The 16954-nt window shown below is 42.0% G+C and carries 13 protein-coding genes; 5 read left to right on the top strand and 8 right to left on the bottom strand.

The window, feature by feature from the left end:
* Positions 1-48 precede the first annotated feature (48 nt).
* From paaE to paaA, 5 genes are all read right to left on the bottom strand, one after another.
* Positions 49-1107, bottom strand: coding sequence for a 1,2-phenylacetyl-CoA epoxidase subunit PaaE (gene paaE, locus ACIGBM_RS13085; protein ID WP_397478048.1), 1059 nt, complete (start codon positions 1105-1107; stop codon positions 49-51).
* Between the two features lie 72 nt (positions 1108-1179).
* Positions 1180-1680: a 1,2-phenylacetyl-CoA epoxidase subunit PaaD gene (gene paaD, locus ACIGBM_RS13080; RefSeq protein ID WP_298810664.1), complete on the bottom strand. Its 501-nt coding sequence runs from the start codon at positions 1678-1680 to the stop codon at positions 1180-1182.
* Between the two features lie 24 nt (positions 1681-1704).
* Positions 1705-2460, bottom strand: coding sequence for a 1,2-phenylacetyl-CoA epoxidase subunit PaaC (gene paaC, locus ACIGBM_RS13075; protein WP_397478047.1), 756 nt, complete (start codon positions 2458-2460; stop codon positions 1705-1707).
* A gap of 15 nt (positions 2461-2475) precedes the next feature.
* Positions 2476-2766 carry a 1,2-phenylacetyl-CoA epoxidase subunit PaaB gene (gene paaB, locus ACIGBM_RS13070; RefSeq protein WP_394123935.1) on the bottom strand — a complete coding sequence of 97 codons (291 nt, stop codon included), beginning with the start codon at positions 2764-2766 and terminating at the stop codon, positions 2476-2478.
* Between the two features lie 23 nt (positions 2767-2789).
* Entirely contained in the window at positions 2790-3728 is a 939-nt protein-coding gene (gene paaA, locus ACIGBM_RS13065) for a 1,2-phenylacetyl-CoA epoxidase subunit PaaA (protein ID WP_397478046.1), read from the bottom strand.
* A gap of 263 nt (positions 3729-3991) precedes the next feature.
* Between paaA and paaZ the strand changes: the two genes are divergently transcribed.
* The 4 genes from paaZ to ACIGBM_RS13045 all read left to right on the top strand — a co-directional run bounded on the left by paaZ (position 3992) and on the right by ACIGBM_RS13045 (position 9840).
* Positions 3992-6043 (top strand): phenylacetic acid degradation bifunctional protein PaaZ, encoded by a 2052-nt coding sequence (paaZ, locus tag ACIGBM_RS13060; protein WP_397478045.1) that lies wholly within the window; start codon positions 3992-3994, stop codon positions 6041-6043.
* Between the two features lie 239 nt (positions 6044-6282).
* Positions 6283-7605, top strand: coding sequence for an MFS transporter (locus ACIGBM_RS13055; RefSeq protein WP_201569033.1), 1323 nt, complete (start codon positions 6283-6285; stop codon positions 7603-7605).
* Between the two features lie 762 nt (positions 7606-8367).
* Positions 8368-8535 (top strand): antibiotic biosynthesis monooxygenase, encoded by a 168-nt coding sequence (locus ACIGBM_RS13050; protein WP_224737664.1) that lies wholly within the window; start codon positions 8368-8370, stop codon positions 8533-8535.
* Between the two features lie 219 nt (positions 8536-8754).
* Positions 8755-9840: an L-dopachrome tautomerase-related protein gene (locus tag ACIGBM_RS13045; protein ID WP_397478044.1), complete on the top strand. Its 1086-nt coding sequence runs from the start codon at positions 8755-8757 to the stop codon at positions 9838-9840.
* Between the two features lie 246 nt (positions 9841-10086).
* Here the strand turns inward: ACIGBM_RS13045 and ACIGBM_RS13040 are convergent, their stop codons facing one another.
* The 3 genes from ACIGBM_RS13040 to ACIGBM_RS13030 form a co-directional block, all read right to left on the bottom strand.
* Positions 10087-11769, bottom strand: a complete 1683-nt coding sequence (locus tag ACIGBM_RS13040) for an NAD-dependent malic enzyme (protein ID WP_101205849.1) — start codon at positions 11767-11769, stop codon at positions 10087-10089.
* Positions 11770-12065: 296 nt separating this feature from the next.
* Positions 12066-13832, bottom strand: a complete 1767-nt coding sequence (gene dld / locus ACIGBM_RS13035; RefSeq protein WP_397478062.1) for a D-lactate dehydrogenase — start codon at positions 13830-13832, stop codon at positions 12066-12068.
* 32 nt (positions 13833-13864) lie between these two features.
* Complete coding sequence (locus tag ACIGBM_RS13030) at positions 13865-15571, bottom strand: L-lactate permease (protein ID WP_397478043.1); 1707 nt, start codon at positions 15569-15571, stop codon at positions 13865-13867.
* Between the two features lie 264 nt (positions 15572-15835).
* Between ACIGBM_RS13030 and ACIGBM_RS13025 the strand changes: the two genes are divergently transcribed.
* Positions 15836-16741 carry a LysR family transcriptional regulator gene (locus ACIGBM_RS13025; protein WP_397478042.1) on the top strand — a complete coding sequence of 302 codons (906 nt, stop codon included), beginning with the start codon at positions 15836-15838 and terminating at the stop codon, positions 16739-16741.
* Positions 16742-16954: the final 213 nt, after the last annotated feature.

The following is a 16954-nucleotide window of genomic DNA, read 5'->3' as shown; positions in this document are numbered from 1 at the left end:
ACGTTGTATATAAAAACGATAAATGGCTAGGGTGCTAGCGTCTCGCGATTACGCGTCAAAGCTCAATCGTATGTTGGCTGATACAGGTAATGCTTGGCAGCTGAGTACGTATCCCTTATCTAACTCTTCTTGCTCAAGGCTATAGTTAACGGCCATTTCGACTTCACCTTCAATCACCCTGCATTTACAAGTGGCACACACACCGCCTTTACAGGCATAGGGTAAGTCAGCACCCGCACGTAATGCCGCATCTAAGATGCTATCATCTTGTTTTGACACTTCAACGATCAGTTCACGTCCGTCCAAAATGATATTGACGCGTTCTTCGCTACGTTTTTCGATTTGCTGGGCGGTTGGTTTGTTGACAGTCCCCGTATGGAAACGCTCGGTATGGATGTTGTTGCGATCGATACCAAGGTTTGGCAATACGGTCTCAACGGCTTCCATCATCTCTTCTGGGCCACAGGCAAAGCAGTGGTCAACATCAGCACTGATAAGTTGGGCGTCAAACAACTGTTGTAATTTGTTCGCATCGATACGGCCATTAAAGATCTCGCTGTCACTCATCTCACGTGAGAAAATGTTGACCAGTTGTAGGCGCGTTTTAAAACGGTCTTTAAGGTCCATGATTTGCTCAGAGAACATGGTTTGTTTCCATGACCGATTGCCGTATACCAAGGTAAAATTGGCATCTAGCTGGGTATTTAACACCGTTTTGACGATAGATAAAATTGGAGTAATACCACTACCAGCAGCAAAGCCTAGGTAGTTTTGACCACCAGCTTTAGCGGCTTTTTGAAAGAAAACTCCTTGGGGTGGCATAACTTCTAGAGTATGGCCTACTTTTAGGTGTTCGTTTGCCCAAGTAGAAAATTGTCCTTGATCAATCTTCTTGATGGCAATGCTCATGTCTTCTTGCACATCACTACAGATTGAGTAGCAACGACGGATTTCGCCATTATCTGTCATGTGACGGATGGTCAAATGTTGACCTGGTTGGTACTTAAAGGCTGCCACGTCTTCCGAAGCAAGGTCAAATGCAATACAAATCGCTTGCTCAGTTTGTGGCTGGATAGACTTGATAGTTAGTGGCAAAAATTGACTCATGCGAAAATCCTTCTTTCATTTTGCTTAGTTAATGATCTGACTGTCACGTGCGATCTCGCGACTACCCCTATCTTAGATACATTTAAAATAATCAAACGGTTCAAGACAATCGAGGCACTTATACAACGCCTTGCACGCAGTTGAACCAAATTCGCTAATCAGTCGGGTTTTTTGACTGCGGCAATGCGGACAGGTCACACCATCGGTTAGCGCCACGTGGGTACCACAGCTGTGTGAATCGCCTTGCGGCGGTGCAATGCCATATTCTTGCAGCTTTTGCTTACCTGCCTCACTCATCCAGTCGGTCGTCCAAGCTTCAGACAAGTCAATCACCACCTTTACAGGGCTCAGCCCACGTTCGGTAAACGTGTTGGTAATATCATCTTTTAGCATATCAGTTGCTGGGCAGCCGCTATAGGTTGGTGTTAAACGCACCACGATTTCGTTATCTGCGTTGATTTCAACGCCCCGAATCATGCCTAAGTCAAGCACGGTCAAAACAGGTATTTCTGGATCATGAACCTGATTAAGGGCTTGCCAGCAGGCATCTGTGACTTGTGGAATTAACCGCATACTTTGACTCCCTGTCTTGTATGTTTACCAATTCATATTTGGGTAAGCACGTTGCATGTACTGTAATTCTGCCAAAATATAACCCAAGTGTTCGGTATGAGCGCCTTGTTTCGCACCACGGCGGTATGCGCCGATCTCAGGCAACGTTAAGTTCAAACGTGCCAATCCACTTTCAATCTGCGCTAACCATTCAGCTTTTAGAAGATCGAGTTTCGGTAAGACGCCATTATCAACTAAGGCTTGTTCGTCAGTGGTGAGTTCAAACAATTCAGCAGTGAAGCGCCATAGGTTGTTCAGCGCTTGTTGCGTTTTGTGGTGTGCCTCATCGGTGCCTAGGCTTAAGCGTTCCATCCATGCATGTGAGAAACGTAAGTGATATTTTGCTTCTTTTAATGACTTGACACCAAAGGCTGCAATATCTACGTGGCTGCTTTGGCTTAACGCGTCAAGTAATAATACATGGTAATGATCCATCAACCATTGACGTACCATCGTTTGGGCAAAATCTACATTGGGCTGTTCACATAGCAATAGGTTGCGATATTCACGTTCGGTACGTAAAAAAGCCAAGTTGTCTTCATCACGGCCCAAGTCTTCGATTTGTCCAGCTAGACTCAGCACCGTACGGGATTGACCCAATAAGTCTAAACCGATATTGGACAAAGCAATATCAAGCTCAAGCTCAGGGGCATGTCCACACCATTCAGACAATCGGTGCGATAGAATCAATTGGCTATCACCAACATGAAGTAAGAATTGTGTTAACGTTTGGTTATTCATCGATTATCTCCTATCTTAAATATGCTCAATACCGTCTGGAATTTGATAGAAGGTAGGATGACGATATACCTTGTCGAATGATGGCTCAAAAAACTCTGGTTTATCCTCAGGTTGCGATGAGGTAATCAGCTCTGACTTCACTATCCAAATGCTCACACCTTCATTACGACGAGTGTAGACATCACGTGCGTTTTGCAGAGCAATTTCATCATCTGGCGCGCGCAAGCTACCAACATGACGATGACTTAAACCTTGTTTGCTACGGATAAACACTTCGTAAAGTGACCAGTTGTTTTTGCTTTCCATGGCTAATTTTCCTTTAAAAAATATTAAGCGGCTTCTTGAGTATTGGCGTGTTGTTTCTGTGCATAGACAGCAGCAGAATCACGAACCCATTTACCCTCTTCCCAAGCTTTACGTCGGGCTTCGATACGCTCGTGGTTACACGGGCCTTTACCAGCAATCACGGCAAAGAGTTCGTCCCAGTTGATTTCACCGAATTCATAGTTGCCCGTTTCTTCGTTAAACGTCAAATCTTTGTCAGGAATAGTTAAACCAAGTTGTAACACCTGTGAGACGGTATTATTCACGAATTTTTGGCGCAACTCATCGTTACTAAATAGTTTGATTTTCCAATCCATGCTAAGAGCACTGTTGGGTGAATTATCATCATTTGGACCGAACATCATCAGCACTGGCCACCAGAAGCGATCGACTGCATCTTGTGCCATGGCTTTTTGTTCAGGTGTACCATTCGCCAATACCATCATGGCTTCGAAGCCTTGGCGTTGGTGGAAACTTTCTTCTTTACAGATACGAACCATGGCGCGAGCATATGGACCATATGACGTCCGGCAAAGCGCCACTTGGTTAACGATAGCGGCGCCGTCAACCAACCAGCCGATAGCAGCGATGTCAGCCCATGTTAGAGTTGGGTAGTTAAATATTGATGAGTATTTCATGCGGCCGGCAACGAGTTTGTCCATCATATCGTCACGATCTGCGCCTAGGGTTTCAGCTGCACTGTATAGATACAATCCATGACCTGCCTCATCTTGGACTTTGGCCAACAATACGGCTTTACGTTTGAGTGTTGGTGCACGCGTAATCCAATTACCCTCAGGTAACATACCAACCACTTCTGAATGCGCATGCTGACCAATCTGGCGAATGAGCGTTTTACGATAAGCATCTGGCATCCAATCTTTTGGCTCAATTGAAATGTCCTTCTCAATCTTGTTGTCAAATAATTCTACTTGCATGTTCATGTGATACCTCGTCCTTAACAAGTGTTAGTGCTATCTAATCTAAAGCGATACTGTTTTAAAATCAATGCCTATTTTTATGTATCGTTTTATTTTTTAGCTGTTTTATTAATAAGGTATTGTTTTATATAGATATTTATAATAATAAATTTTTAAAAAAATATTAATAATTATAAAAATGCTTGACTTTTCAGCGATTTAAATACAGATTACGACACGTTAAGTTTTTATTTTTATCTATAATGTATCGTAAAAGGAGTTGTTATATGTCAGACATTAAAACGTTAAGCTCACTCGTCCTCAGTAAAGCCTACGTTGCACAAAGCGATTTTCGCACTGTGCATCATGCGGTTACCGGCGAACCAATTTATCAAGTCAGTAGCGCTGGTATCGATACCAAAAAAGTAGTTGAATACGCTAAAGAATATGGCTCAGCGCTTGCAAACTGGACATTCCACCAACGCGCTAATGCACTGAAATTGGTCGCACAATATCTACTTCAACGTAAAGAAGATTTTTATGCATTGGCCACGGCAACTGGTGCGACACGCAAAGATGCCTGGGTCGATGTTGAAGGAGGTATCGGTACCTTATTTGCATATTCGAGCCTCGTGCGCCGTGAGCTCAGCGATGAGACTGCCTTAGTTGAAGATGCTTGGATTCCTCTATCAAAAAATGGTACGTTTGGCGCTCAGCATATCTTGAGCCCGAAAACGGGCGTGGCCATTCATATTGATGCGTTTAACTTCCCTATCTGGGGCATGTTAGAAAAAGTCGCACCGACTCTATTAGCTGGTGTCCCTTGTATCGTCAAGCCTGCAACCGAAGGCGCTGAGCTGACTCATGCCGTGGTAGCCGCGATTCATGAAAGCGGTCTATTGCCAGAGGGTTCATTGCAGCTGATATGTGGACAAACCTATGACTTGTTTGACCATCTAAATCCCCAAGACACCATTACCTTCACAGGTTCTGCAGTAACGGGTCAAAAACTACGAGCCCATCCACACTTGAACGCCCATTCAATTCCTTTCACCATGGAAGCCGATTCGGTGAACAGTGCCATTTTAAGCCCAGCTGCCAACGATGAAACTATCGATTTGTTTGTACGCGAAGTCTTCCGCGAAATTACTATCAAAGCTGGACAAAAATGTACTGCGATTCGTCGCGCGTTTGTTCCTGCCGCCTTGCTAGAAACAGCGCAAACTCGCCTAGTTGAAAAACTACAAAAAGTCGTGGTCGGTGACCCAAACCGTGAAAACGTGACCATGGGTACATTAGCTAGCGTGAAGCAAAAACTTGACGTCGCAGAAAAAGTCGAGCAACTGAGCCAAGAAGCCGAAGTGGTATTCGGTAGTCACTTACGTGAAGATTTCACTTTACAAGTAGACGACGCAGAAAAATCAGCCTGTTACCCACCAACCGTGTTGGTCTGTAATAACCCAAGCCAAGCCGAAAATATCCATCGCATCGAAGCATTTGGTCCAGTTGTCACCCTAATGCCATACGGCGATCTAGATGAACTTGGTGCACTTGTAGCACGTGGTGAAGGTAGCTTAGTTGCCTCTATCGTGCGCAATGCAGACGAAAACATCGAAGCCTTATTGAAAAAAATTGCCCCTTGGCATGGCCGTGTACATATCCTAGATAGCGAAAGTGCTCGTGAAAGTACGGGTCATGGTTCACCTCTCCCATTACTTGTACACGGTGGCCCAGGCCGTGCCGGTGGTGGTGAAGAACTTGGTGGTCTGCGAGCCGTTAAACACTACATGCAACGTACTGCCATCCAAGGCTCGCCCAATGCCTTGACCCAAGTCGGTCACAGCTGGACAGCTGGTGCACAAGTGTTCGAAGATCGTGTCCATCCGTTCAAAAAATCATTCGATGAACTTCGTATTGGAGAGCGTCTATTGACCGCACGTCGTACAGTGACTGAGGCAGATATCGTTAACTTTGGCTGCTTAAGTGGTGACCACTTTTACGCTCATATGGACAAAATTGCGGCGGCAGATTCGTTCTTTGGTGAGCGTGTCGCCCATGGTTACTTTATCGTATCAGCGGCCGCTGGCTTGTTTGTTGACGCATCACCTGGTCCAGTCATCGCTAACTACGGTATGGAAAACCTACGCTTCGTTGAGCCTGTCAAGATTGGTGACACCATTCAAGTTGAATTAACTTGTAAACAAAAGACGCCAAAGGCACAACGCGACCCAGCGGAAAAAGCTCATGGCGTTGTAGTATGGGACATCAAAGTTAAGAACCAATGCAACGACTTGGTCGCAACTTACGACATCTTGACCTTAGTTGAGCGTAAGGCTTGATACCTATATGGATCTGCAAAAAAGGAGTCGTCATGACTCCTTTTTTGCAACTAAAGCAAACTTTATTAATAAAACATATTGACGTCAGGTTGTAGAATAGCTAAATTATAAAACCAAGTGATACATAATTTTATTTTTAATAAATAAAAAGTATCATTAATTTATATTAGATAATGTTTGGCTAGGATAGCTAAGCTGTCGAGTCGTTTCTAGGACAATATATAGACAAGGAGTCACTAATGACAACCACCACCGCAATGGCTGAAAACGCCTCGCTTGCTATACATCAGGATAAAAAAGTACTCACTGCCACCCTAGTTGGTACTGCGATTGAATGGTATGATTTTTTCATCTATGCACAAGCCGCAAGTCTCATATTTGCTCCCCTGTTTTTCGCTGAAGTCAGCAAATCAAACCCTATGCTCGCCCAAATCATCGCTTTTGCGACCGTTGGTATCTCATTTCTATTTCGCCCATTAGGCGCAATCGTATGTGGTCGCTTGGGTGACAAGTACGGTCGCAAGATGGTATTGGTAACGACCCTGATTTTGATGGGTGCGTCAACGACCTTAATAGGCTTCTTGCCGACTTATGCGCAGATTGGTGTATTAGCACCCTTGGCTTTGGTATTTTTACGTATTATCCAAGGCTTTTCTGCAGGTGGTGAATGGGGCGGTGCGGCATTGTTATCTGTCGAGCATGCACCCCTTGATAAACGCTCACTATTTGGGGCTTACCCACAGATTGGCGTGCCCATCGGTATGATTTTAGCGACTGGTGTCCTGCTGCTCTTAAATTTGATTTTGGGTAAAGAAGCCTACCTCGAGTGGGGTTGGCGCATTCCATTTATATTATCGATTGCATTAATCATCGTGGGCACCTTTATCCGTCGTTCGGTTAAAGAGTCACCAGTGTTTGAAGCCATGCATCGTCGTAAAGCAGAAGCCTCTGCACCATTGTCATTGTTATTCAAAGATCACACACCAACAGTTCTTAAAGCGGCTTTAATCTTTATGGGAGTGAATGCAGGTGGTTATATTCTCATCGCTTTTATGGTGGGTTACGGTCAAAAAGCCTTAGGACTTAGCCCTACTTTAACCATGCTAATCGTAGTTGCGGCTGCTTTCTCTTGGTTAGTATCAACCCTTTGGGGCGGCATGTTAGGTGATAAGATTGGTCGTCTAAAGATTTTTAAATTAGGCTATATCTTATTGTCGTTATGGTCGATTCCAATGTGGTTTTTGATTGATACCAAATCTCCCATTTTATTTATGCTAGCACTAGTGGTTTGGGCTATTCCCCTAGGTTTTACTTATGGTCCATTATCAGCCCTATTTGCTGAAATGTTCCCTGCAAAAGTACGTTTTTCAGGGGTGTCCATCAGCTATGCATTAGGTTCCATTATTGGTGGTGCGTTCGCTCCGATGATTGCGCAATGGATTATGGCAACTTATCAACAGTCATGGATGATTGGATTGTATATTACTATCGTCTCATTAATTTCACTATTCACACTTTACACGATTAAAAAAGACCCACAAGGCGTTGATCTATCTCTCTAAATAAATTTAGAGAGATAGTGGAAAATGTCACCATGTAAATGGTATAAAAATTTTATCAGCATACGAAAAAAAATCAGCCCCACCTTACCTTTAACGGTTAAAAAGCTGACTAACTATTGAAATACCGAAGTGTCGTGATTGAAAAATACCAAACGCAAGCCCTCAATCAGCAGGTTTAAGCCTAAAACGAACAAACTGACTTGAGGGCGAGTGTTTGACTTTAGCTTGCGTTTTAAAGGTTTGTTTTTAGTAGCTTAAAGATATCTATTAGTGTCTTTATAATCTCAAATATATTATCTTGCTTTGTCTATCTCCCTCTTTCATTTCCTCAACATACTTTCTGATACAAAACCTTAATTCAAGCTATAACCTATTAGAAGGCACATACACCAATGCAGTGGCATCCAAAATATCAGGTCACATTCCCATATGCCATGGATTTATTTTACTGTGATGAGTCGAAAAATCCATGCATGCTATTCTTTGTATAGCATAGAAGGCTGAGGCATGAAATTCACTTTCCCTAAGCCTTGTTATCAATACCGCGGTTTGGTCAATAAGAATTTTGGCAGCATTAATTATGATAAACAACTACTTTCAAGATAACATTGAAAGTGTTTCTTGAGTTAAGCCTCTACCTCTACTATAACTAGCTATATATAATCGTTTTAAAGCAGTCGATTAACTAACGATATCTTTTGACTTGATAAAGTTTAACATTAGTGGTTAAAAATAATTCTATTATGGCTAGATTAACCATCGTTGCTAATATCATGGCCAAACCAAATCGAAACGGTCAAAACAGAATTGATAAAACTTATTGGTGTTACTCGCACTAAAAAAGTGTGTATCAATTACGACTTACATCAAGATAATAAAAATCCTGCTCATTTTATATTCTACGAAAATTGGGCGTCACGTGAACTTTGACAGGCTCATATGAGTAATAAACATTTTGACGATTACTCAAAAGCCACTAAAGGTGCAATAGAAAAATTCACTTTGAATAAAATGATCGTTATTGGGTAACTGACATCAAATAAAAGATATTAATAACTATTAGTGAATAAATAGTATTAGGTGCTAAACGTCATACACTCAATATTATGCTTGAGTACCTATATACATCAATAAATACAGGAGATTCAAATGAAATATGTAAAGTCACTACTGGCTATAAGTGCTGCATTGATATTAGGCACAGCTCATGCCAACAATATTGAGGTCGTTGCACAAATAGATGATACTCGCCCTGGTAATATCACGGTAACTCAACAAGGACGAACATTTTTGTCCATGCAACCCCTAGATAACCCTGAATACCGTGTGGTTGAATTGATGAGTGATGGCTTAACTAAACCTTTTCCAAACGTAGACTGGGCTGACGGTCCAGATAAAGGAGATGTTGGATTTGCTTCAGTTATTGGTATTGAAAGCACTCCAGATGGAGTGGTTTGGATTCTAGATATGGGTAGCAAAAATTCGCCTGCTCAAATCGTAGCTTGGGATACCTTAAATAACAGACTCTTTAAACGCATTGAGATCGATAGTGATGCTACTGTAGACAACTCGTTCTTACAAGACTTTGTGATCGATACTAAGCGCAATAAAATATACATAGCTGATACTAGTCTCGGTAATTTGTCAGGAGCACCTGCACCTGCTTTTGTAGTCGTTGACTTAGACACAGGTAACTCTCGCCGTGTTCTTCAAGCAAATAAAGCACTTTTAGCACCTGAGCATGACCTTATTATTGATGGGTCATTAATGGCAACTAAGCGTGAAAATGGTAGTTCTGATGCAATTTACCTAAGTTTAAACCCAATCACTATGGATGCCCAAAATGAATGGGTATATTTCGGTACAGTGAATGGTAGTGTAATTTACCGCTTGCCTGCCTCATCACTTGCTAATGATAATTTAACAGACAGCCAACTGAGTAAAACCATAGAGTTTTATGGTGAAAAACGTCCTAGTGATGGGATGATTATGGCGAATAATGGAGATATCTACGTTGGAGATATTGAAAAAAATGCCGTCAGCATCGTGACTAAAGATGGCTTTAAGACCTTTGCTCAAGATGACAATCTACTATCATGGGCTGATGGGTTTTCAATTCAAAATGGCTACTTATACATCACTCAAAACTCACTACATCTTAACCCTGCGTTAAATCAAGGTGAAGAGGGCTCTGTGAAGCCATACCATATCTTACGTATAAAGTTGAATCAATAATTGGGATTACTTCTAACTTCAACGGTTAATTAACACCTTTTTCTTTAAGCAGATGCATGCTTGAATACTTAAGCTTAGCTATACTGAAGGAATGGTAGAAGTAAACTTGATAAACTAATGAACTTTGATAGAAATAAAAAAGGTTGCCAACACTATATGTAATATAGCGCTAGCAACCTTTTTTTATTCAGTACTTTATTTAGATAATGTACCTAGTATTAGGAATTTTTATATCTAACTTCTAACTTAGAAAGAAGTACGGCGATAGTTACGATATTCAGGTAACCAAAAGTTCGCTTTTAATCGGCGTTGTAAATTCTCCGATGTGATAGGTAGTGCTAGCTTATCTTGAGCTGCTTGTAATGCCACTGCATACGCTATTTTTTCACTGATCTCTCTGATAACTTTGATCGGCGGTAAGATGGCACCAGGTGCTTTTTCGTATTCCATTGATATATCTGCAAGGGCTTGGCTTGCTGCCGTTAGCATATTATCGCTGATACCTGTCGCACGTGCTGCTAAAACACCTAGACCAATACCAGGGAAAATATAGCTGTTATTACACTGAGAAACCTCAAAAGACTGACCGTTATAAGTGGTATGAGGAAACGGACTACCCGTCGCAACAATTGCCTTACCTTTACTCCAATTCATGACTTCTTGCGGCGTTGCTTCCACACGAGACGTTGGATTTGAAAGTGGTAGTACAATTGGGTGCTCAGTATTAGCACATAGCGACTCGATCACTTCTTGGGTGAACAGACCTTTTTGTCCGCTAACACCAAATAATACGGTGATTTTTGCTTGTTTAACCACCTGCGCTAAACCAAGCTTCTTACTTTTGTCCCAGCTTGCGATAGCTGATTCTTTTTGTACTAATGGTTCTTGGAATTTTTGCAGCTCTGTCATGCCATCTGTTAGCAAGCCATAACGGTCAACCATGAACACTTGACTACGAGCTTGCTCTTCAGTCAATCCTTCACGCTGCATTTGGCGAATAATATGCTCAGCAATACCGCAACCCGCAGACCCTGCGCCTAAAAATGCGATATTCTGTTGACTAAGTTTTTGACCTTTATTTAGACACGCTGCGATCAAAGTGCCGACTGAAACCGCAGCAGTCCCTTGAATATCATCATTAAAGCAGCATAGCTGATCACGATATTTATTCAATAACGGGGTCGCGTTTTCCTGAGCAAAATCTTCAAATTGCAATAACACTTCTGGCCAACGGCGCTTAACGGCCTGAATAAATAAGTCCACAAATTCATTATATTCATCGCCAGAGATGCGCGGATTTCTCCAGCCCATATACATAGGATCGTCAAGCAGCTGTTGGTTATTGGTGCCGACATCCAGCAAAATAGGTAGACAATAAGCTGGGCTAATACCACCACAAGCCGTATATAAAGACAACTTACCGATTGGAATGCCCATACCGCCAATACCCTGATCTCCTAGGCCCAATATACGTTCACCGTCAGTAACAACGATCACTTTAACGTTTTGTTTGGTGGCATTTTGTAGCATGTCGTCGATTTTGTGACGCTCAGGATATGAGATAAACAAACCACGTTTACGACGATAAATTTGCGAGAATTTTTCACACGCCTGACCAACGGTTGGTGTATAAATGAGCGGCATGACTTCTTCAATATGCTGCTCAATTAGATGATGAAATAAGGTTTCATTGGTATCTTGTATATTACGCAAGTAAATATGCTTATCCATCGCATCAGTGAATGAGCTAAGTTGATGATAAGCACGTAATGATTGCTCCTCAATCGTTTCAATATTATGAGGTAATAGCCCCGTTAAATTAAAGCTACTACGTTCTTCTGATGAAAATGCACTACCTTTATTCAATAAAGGTGTCTCTAAAAGAGCGGGTCCAGCAACAGGAATATATAAAGGACGCTTGTTTGACATAATGTAATCTTCTTATTAAAGGCATATGAGTGAAAGCCATACTGAGTGAAAGCTATGCTAGTGCTGCATTATACATAGCATCGACTGGTATTTAACAATAGATAACAAAATCATTTTGAATAAATGTGCTTCTGAACTCGAGGATACTGATGCATTTACCGAGAAATAATAAAAAAGCACTACCCATCGGCAGTGCTTCCTAGTACGTATTGAACATTTATAATAAACAAACACTGAACTATTTAGCTACTTAACCACTCATAAATAATCAGGCCAATGCCAGTTTTAGAGTCCAGTTATAAACAGCATGAGCAGTTACGTTTGGTTTTCGACATTTTACCAATACCTGGATTAAAAGTGTTGGTTGGGTCTAAACTTTTATAGAAGTTTTGCAGATCAGGTTCTGCTTCGTATAGATGCCCTACATTATGCTCAGCAGGATATTTGGCCCCGCGGGCGCTCAGCAACTCTAACATCATCTTTTTAACAAGGTGTGCATCACTACCCTTCTTCAGAATATAGTCTTGATGAAATACATAACAAAAGAAGTGTCCATAATAGAGTTTCTTTTCCAAATGCTGTTCAATGTCTTCAGGTAACGTTTCAAGCCATTCCAATTCGTTACGTGGTATAGCAATATCCAATGCCAATATATCGCCGACTTCTTTTTCATGTATGACTTCATATCTTAGTGCGGCACCTGCAGCGGCAAAGCGATGTAAAAAGGCGCTTTCTGACTCTTCTTGACTACATTCAAAATAGTTACCCGTATTTGAAGCGTCGAAAAACACCTTTAGAAAATCCTGTGCTTCTGCTATGCCATCATCACTCATTTTTAAGATTAAATGGTGCTCATATTGGTTGCGATACTCTAGCATTCGCTTCGGTAAATGCTTTGGAAATATATTGGCGACGAACTGCATGACTTTGTCAGTGAAATGCTTTGGCATCCATGACCATTTATGGAATTTTGCGTCAATAGCGCCTTTGATAGAAAATAGTCTAGGTAAGGCGTTGGTACCGAGATGCTTAATACTCAGGAACGTGTCTTTTCCGTATTTAGCGGATACATCGAATATATCACGATGCATGTACTCACCCACTTCAGGGATATTATCGAAGCTTGATAATATTTGTCTTCTGAGCTGTGCAAGCTCACTCACACTGTTGGTACCTATATAAAATGTTTTCTCTTTTACAGCTGTTGGATAGGTATCAAGACGTACTGCAAATACCGCCAGCTTGCCAGCGCAACCGCTTGCTTCATACAGTCTTCGCTTATCCGCATTAAAACGACTTGGTGTGCTTGCATCAACGTCTTTGACTCTGGCGATATATTCTTTATCAGATGCGAGCTTGCCAGTGTCAGGTAGTTCTCTTTTATCAAAATTGCCTGTTTGCAGATTAGTGAGTATTTCTTCTGGAGTATCGCCTAACTCGACGTCTAGATGATTAACCAATACTAGCTGACCGTGCTTGTCTATTTGGGCAAACAAAGCCAGCTCGGTATAAGCAGGACCTCTTTTAACCAGTGCACCACCAGAATTATTAGAGACACCACCAATGATAGATGCACCTAACGTCGATGAACCAATGACCGAGTGAGGTGCTCTATTTACGGCTTTAAGCTCACTTTGCAACTGATGCAACGTGGCGCCAGGTAAGCTAATCACTTGCTCGTTATCATTCACCAAATACAACTGATTCATTGCAAGGGTATTGATCACAACCACTGGTCTATCGTAGTCGTTACCGCTCGGGGTTGAGCCTTCCGTCAGTCCCGTTTTTGCTGCTTGCATGATAATGATGCAGTCGCCTTCCACACATATTTCTAGACTACGCCAAATCTCCAGCAACGTTTGTGGAAACAAAACAGCCAAAGCGCTGCCGCCACCAGAGCGCCACCCCATTCTATAGTGTTCATTTTTTTCTGGATCAGCCTGTACATGGCTGGCTCCCAGTAAATGGGTTAGTTTGTCTAACACTTGCTCAGGATGGAGTGTGTCTTGATGCGCTATATTTGATGAGAAAAGGTTTGATGAAGCTCTATTTAATGACGGCATATGACGCTCTTTATTTAGTGATTGTGTGTCACTCATGATGCTAAAGGCCCTTGAAAACCAAAGAGGTAAATGGCAGCCATGACGATAATCCCGCAGAACAACACATAATAGATGGTAGGTAAAATAGTACGTCTAAGTGTGGCGCCCTCCATACCGAGTAGGCCCACCGTTGCCGATGCAGCCACAACATTATGTACTGCAATCATATTACCAGCAGCGGCACCAACTGCTTGAGCCGCGATGATTAGAGAAGGTGAAATATGTAAGCTCATGGCGGCTTCGTATTGGAATTGACTGAACATCATGTTGGATACGGTATTAGACCCCGCGATAAAAGCACCTAACGCACCAATGGTTGCACTGATTAAGGGGAAAACACTACCAAAAGTACCCGCAAACAACTCTGCACTGGCGACAGGCATACTCGCCACATCTGATAAGTTTACGCCTGAATTAATAAAAATCCTAACCATTGGAATCGTGAAAATAAGGACAAACCCAGCCCCTACTACAGTCTTGCCTGATTCTTTAAAGGCATTGTTTAGTGCACTGGCAGGTTTGTTCGTTTGAAAAGCTGCGGCAACCAAGGCGCTGATTAATAACAAGCCGCCTGGTAAGTATAAGGGACTAAAGCTGGCACTGATATCTGCCTCACTTAAAATCGAGGTTAGGTCTACTGTCGCGCTGTTCAGCAAAGACTGAAAGCCTGTTAATACTCTAGAACACACCAATAAAAGGGCAACTAATAGATAAGGAAACCACGCCATGACCGTGGACATCTTTTTATCACTCAACGCAGGAGTGATGTCTTCTTTACTGACCACTAGCTTACCAAGCCATTCACTTGGCCAGCTTTTTTTCGGTTCAAAATCCCATGTGGTTTTTGGTACTAAAAATCCACGTTTTGCCGCATTAACAACGATAGTGATACTGACCAAACCGCCGACCAATGATGGAAACTCTGGCCCTAAAAAAACACCTGTTAGGGTATAAGGAACTGTGAATGCTAAACCCGCAAAAATAGCAAATGGCCAAATAGCGAAGCCTTCTCTCCAGCTTTTATTTTTACCAAAAAAGCGCGTGAGCATCATCACCATAAAAAGTGGCATAAATGTACCAATAACGCCGTGCATAATGGCTACTTGGCTGGTAATCAGTTGTAAAAAATCGCCCCACTCTAGTCCTTGTTGTGCCAGTTGGGCGCTAATGGCTACTGTATCTAACCCCTTGTTTACTCCAATAACGATAGGCGTACCGACTGCCCCAAACGATACAGGCGTACTTTGGATCATCATTCCCATCAACACAGCACCTAGCGCTGGAAATCCTATCGCGACGAGTAAAGGCGCGGCAATAGCGGCCGCTGTACCAAAACCAGCAGCCCCTTCAAGAAAGCAGCCAAAGCACCATGCAATAATAATCGCTTGCACCCGCCTATCTGGCGATACATTGGTAAACCCAGCACGGATAACGGCAATGGCACCCGTATGCTTCAACGTATTCAATAAGAAAATAGCGCCGAATACGATCCACAATACTGAAACCGTAATGACCATTCCTTGAATAATCGATGAAGACACGCGATTAAGCGTCATATCCCATACAAAGAGGGCAAGCGCGGCAGTAACCGCCAAAACGATTGGCATGGTTCTTTTGGCTGACCATTGCAAGCCTATCAAAAAAATACCACAGAGAACGATTGGCAGTAATGCCAACAGTCCATATATTGTTTGATTCAAAATCATAATCCTTTTTTATCGTGTAATCTTCCTTGAACAACTTCATCTAAGCATTTGTTTTTATAACTTCATGCTGTCGGTCAGACGAAGCCGAAAACAATCTCTGTCAGTGACATGATAATAGAATGGTTAAATAAACAAATGCTCAAAATTCCCTAAAATATTCTACGCCTTGTCGATACATTGATATATTGCATCAAAGGACAATGTTATTTTCTTTTTTTGCTATAATCTAAAACGTATTATACCAATTGGGGAACAAGTATGGGCAAAGCTGACGATATGGTTTTATTCGTCCAAGTGGTTGATGAAGGGTCATTTTCTCGGGTCGCTGAAAAGCTGTCATTAACGAATTCAGTGGTAAGCAAACGCATTGCAAGATTAGAAGAAAGCTTAAATGCACAGCTACTGTATAGGACAACCAGAAAGTTAAGCTTAACCGATGCAGGAAGGACGCTTTATAACAAAGCTAAAATCGCTAAATTTGCCTTTCAGGAAGCTGAAAATGCTGTAACAGGCTATGGTGAGGACATGAAAGGCAACATACGTATAACCATGCCAGCGGTCTCTGCAAATCTAATATTGAGCGAATCCATTGCCGAATTCTGTAAACAACACCCAGAAATATCAGTAGATTTACAGATTACCAATCGATTGGTTGATTTGATAGAAGAAGGATTTGATCTGGCGATAAGGACAGCAGAGCTTGAAGATTCATCACTCATTGCAAGACGTCTTATAGATAGCCAGTGGGTCATATGTGCGACACCAGACTATTTAGAGCGACACGGTACACCTCAAACCCCTGAACAATTACGGAGTCATGAGTGTTTGGTCTATAAGTTTGATCATACGGCGAATGGTATATGGCCGCTATATATAGATGGTACAGAGCAATTGCTTCCTGTACAGGGGCGGTTTCATAGCAATCATCTTAATGCGATTAAACAAGCGACGCTCAGCGACCTAGGTATCGCCTTTTTACCACAAGCACTTGTTTATGAAGAAATGCAGCAAAATACGCTCACTCAAATTTTGCAACGCTTTACACGAAAGAAAATGGGCATGTATGCGGTTTACCCCAAGGCACGGCAACCGGACCAAAAGTTGAAACTGCTTGTGTCACATCTGCGAGAATCACTACATCAAAAACAGGCTTACTACTGCTAAGTAATAAGCCTGTTTTTCATATGAATAAGCAAAGATGGATGAGAGTGTTTGACGATAATAGTCATATATGTCGACTTCGCTTTAATCAAAGCAAAGAATGCCTGAGCACTATTAGCTATAAGTATAAAGTGCTCAGACATGAAGTTCAGTTGTACTAGATAATGTTATCAATATAGGCGTTTAATAGCTGCAACTTTATTGCTTAGTAGCTTT

The sequence above is a fragment of the Psychrobacter sp. NPDC077938 genome (genome assembly GCF_044542635.1).
Classification (GTDB): Bacteria; Pseudomonadota; Gammaproteobacteria; order Pseudomonadales; family Moraxellaceae; genus Psychrobacter.
Note: the sequence above shows the minus strand (reverse complement) of the source record. Positions and strands in the feature narration are given on the sequence as shown.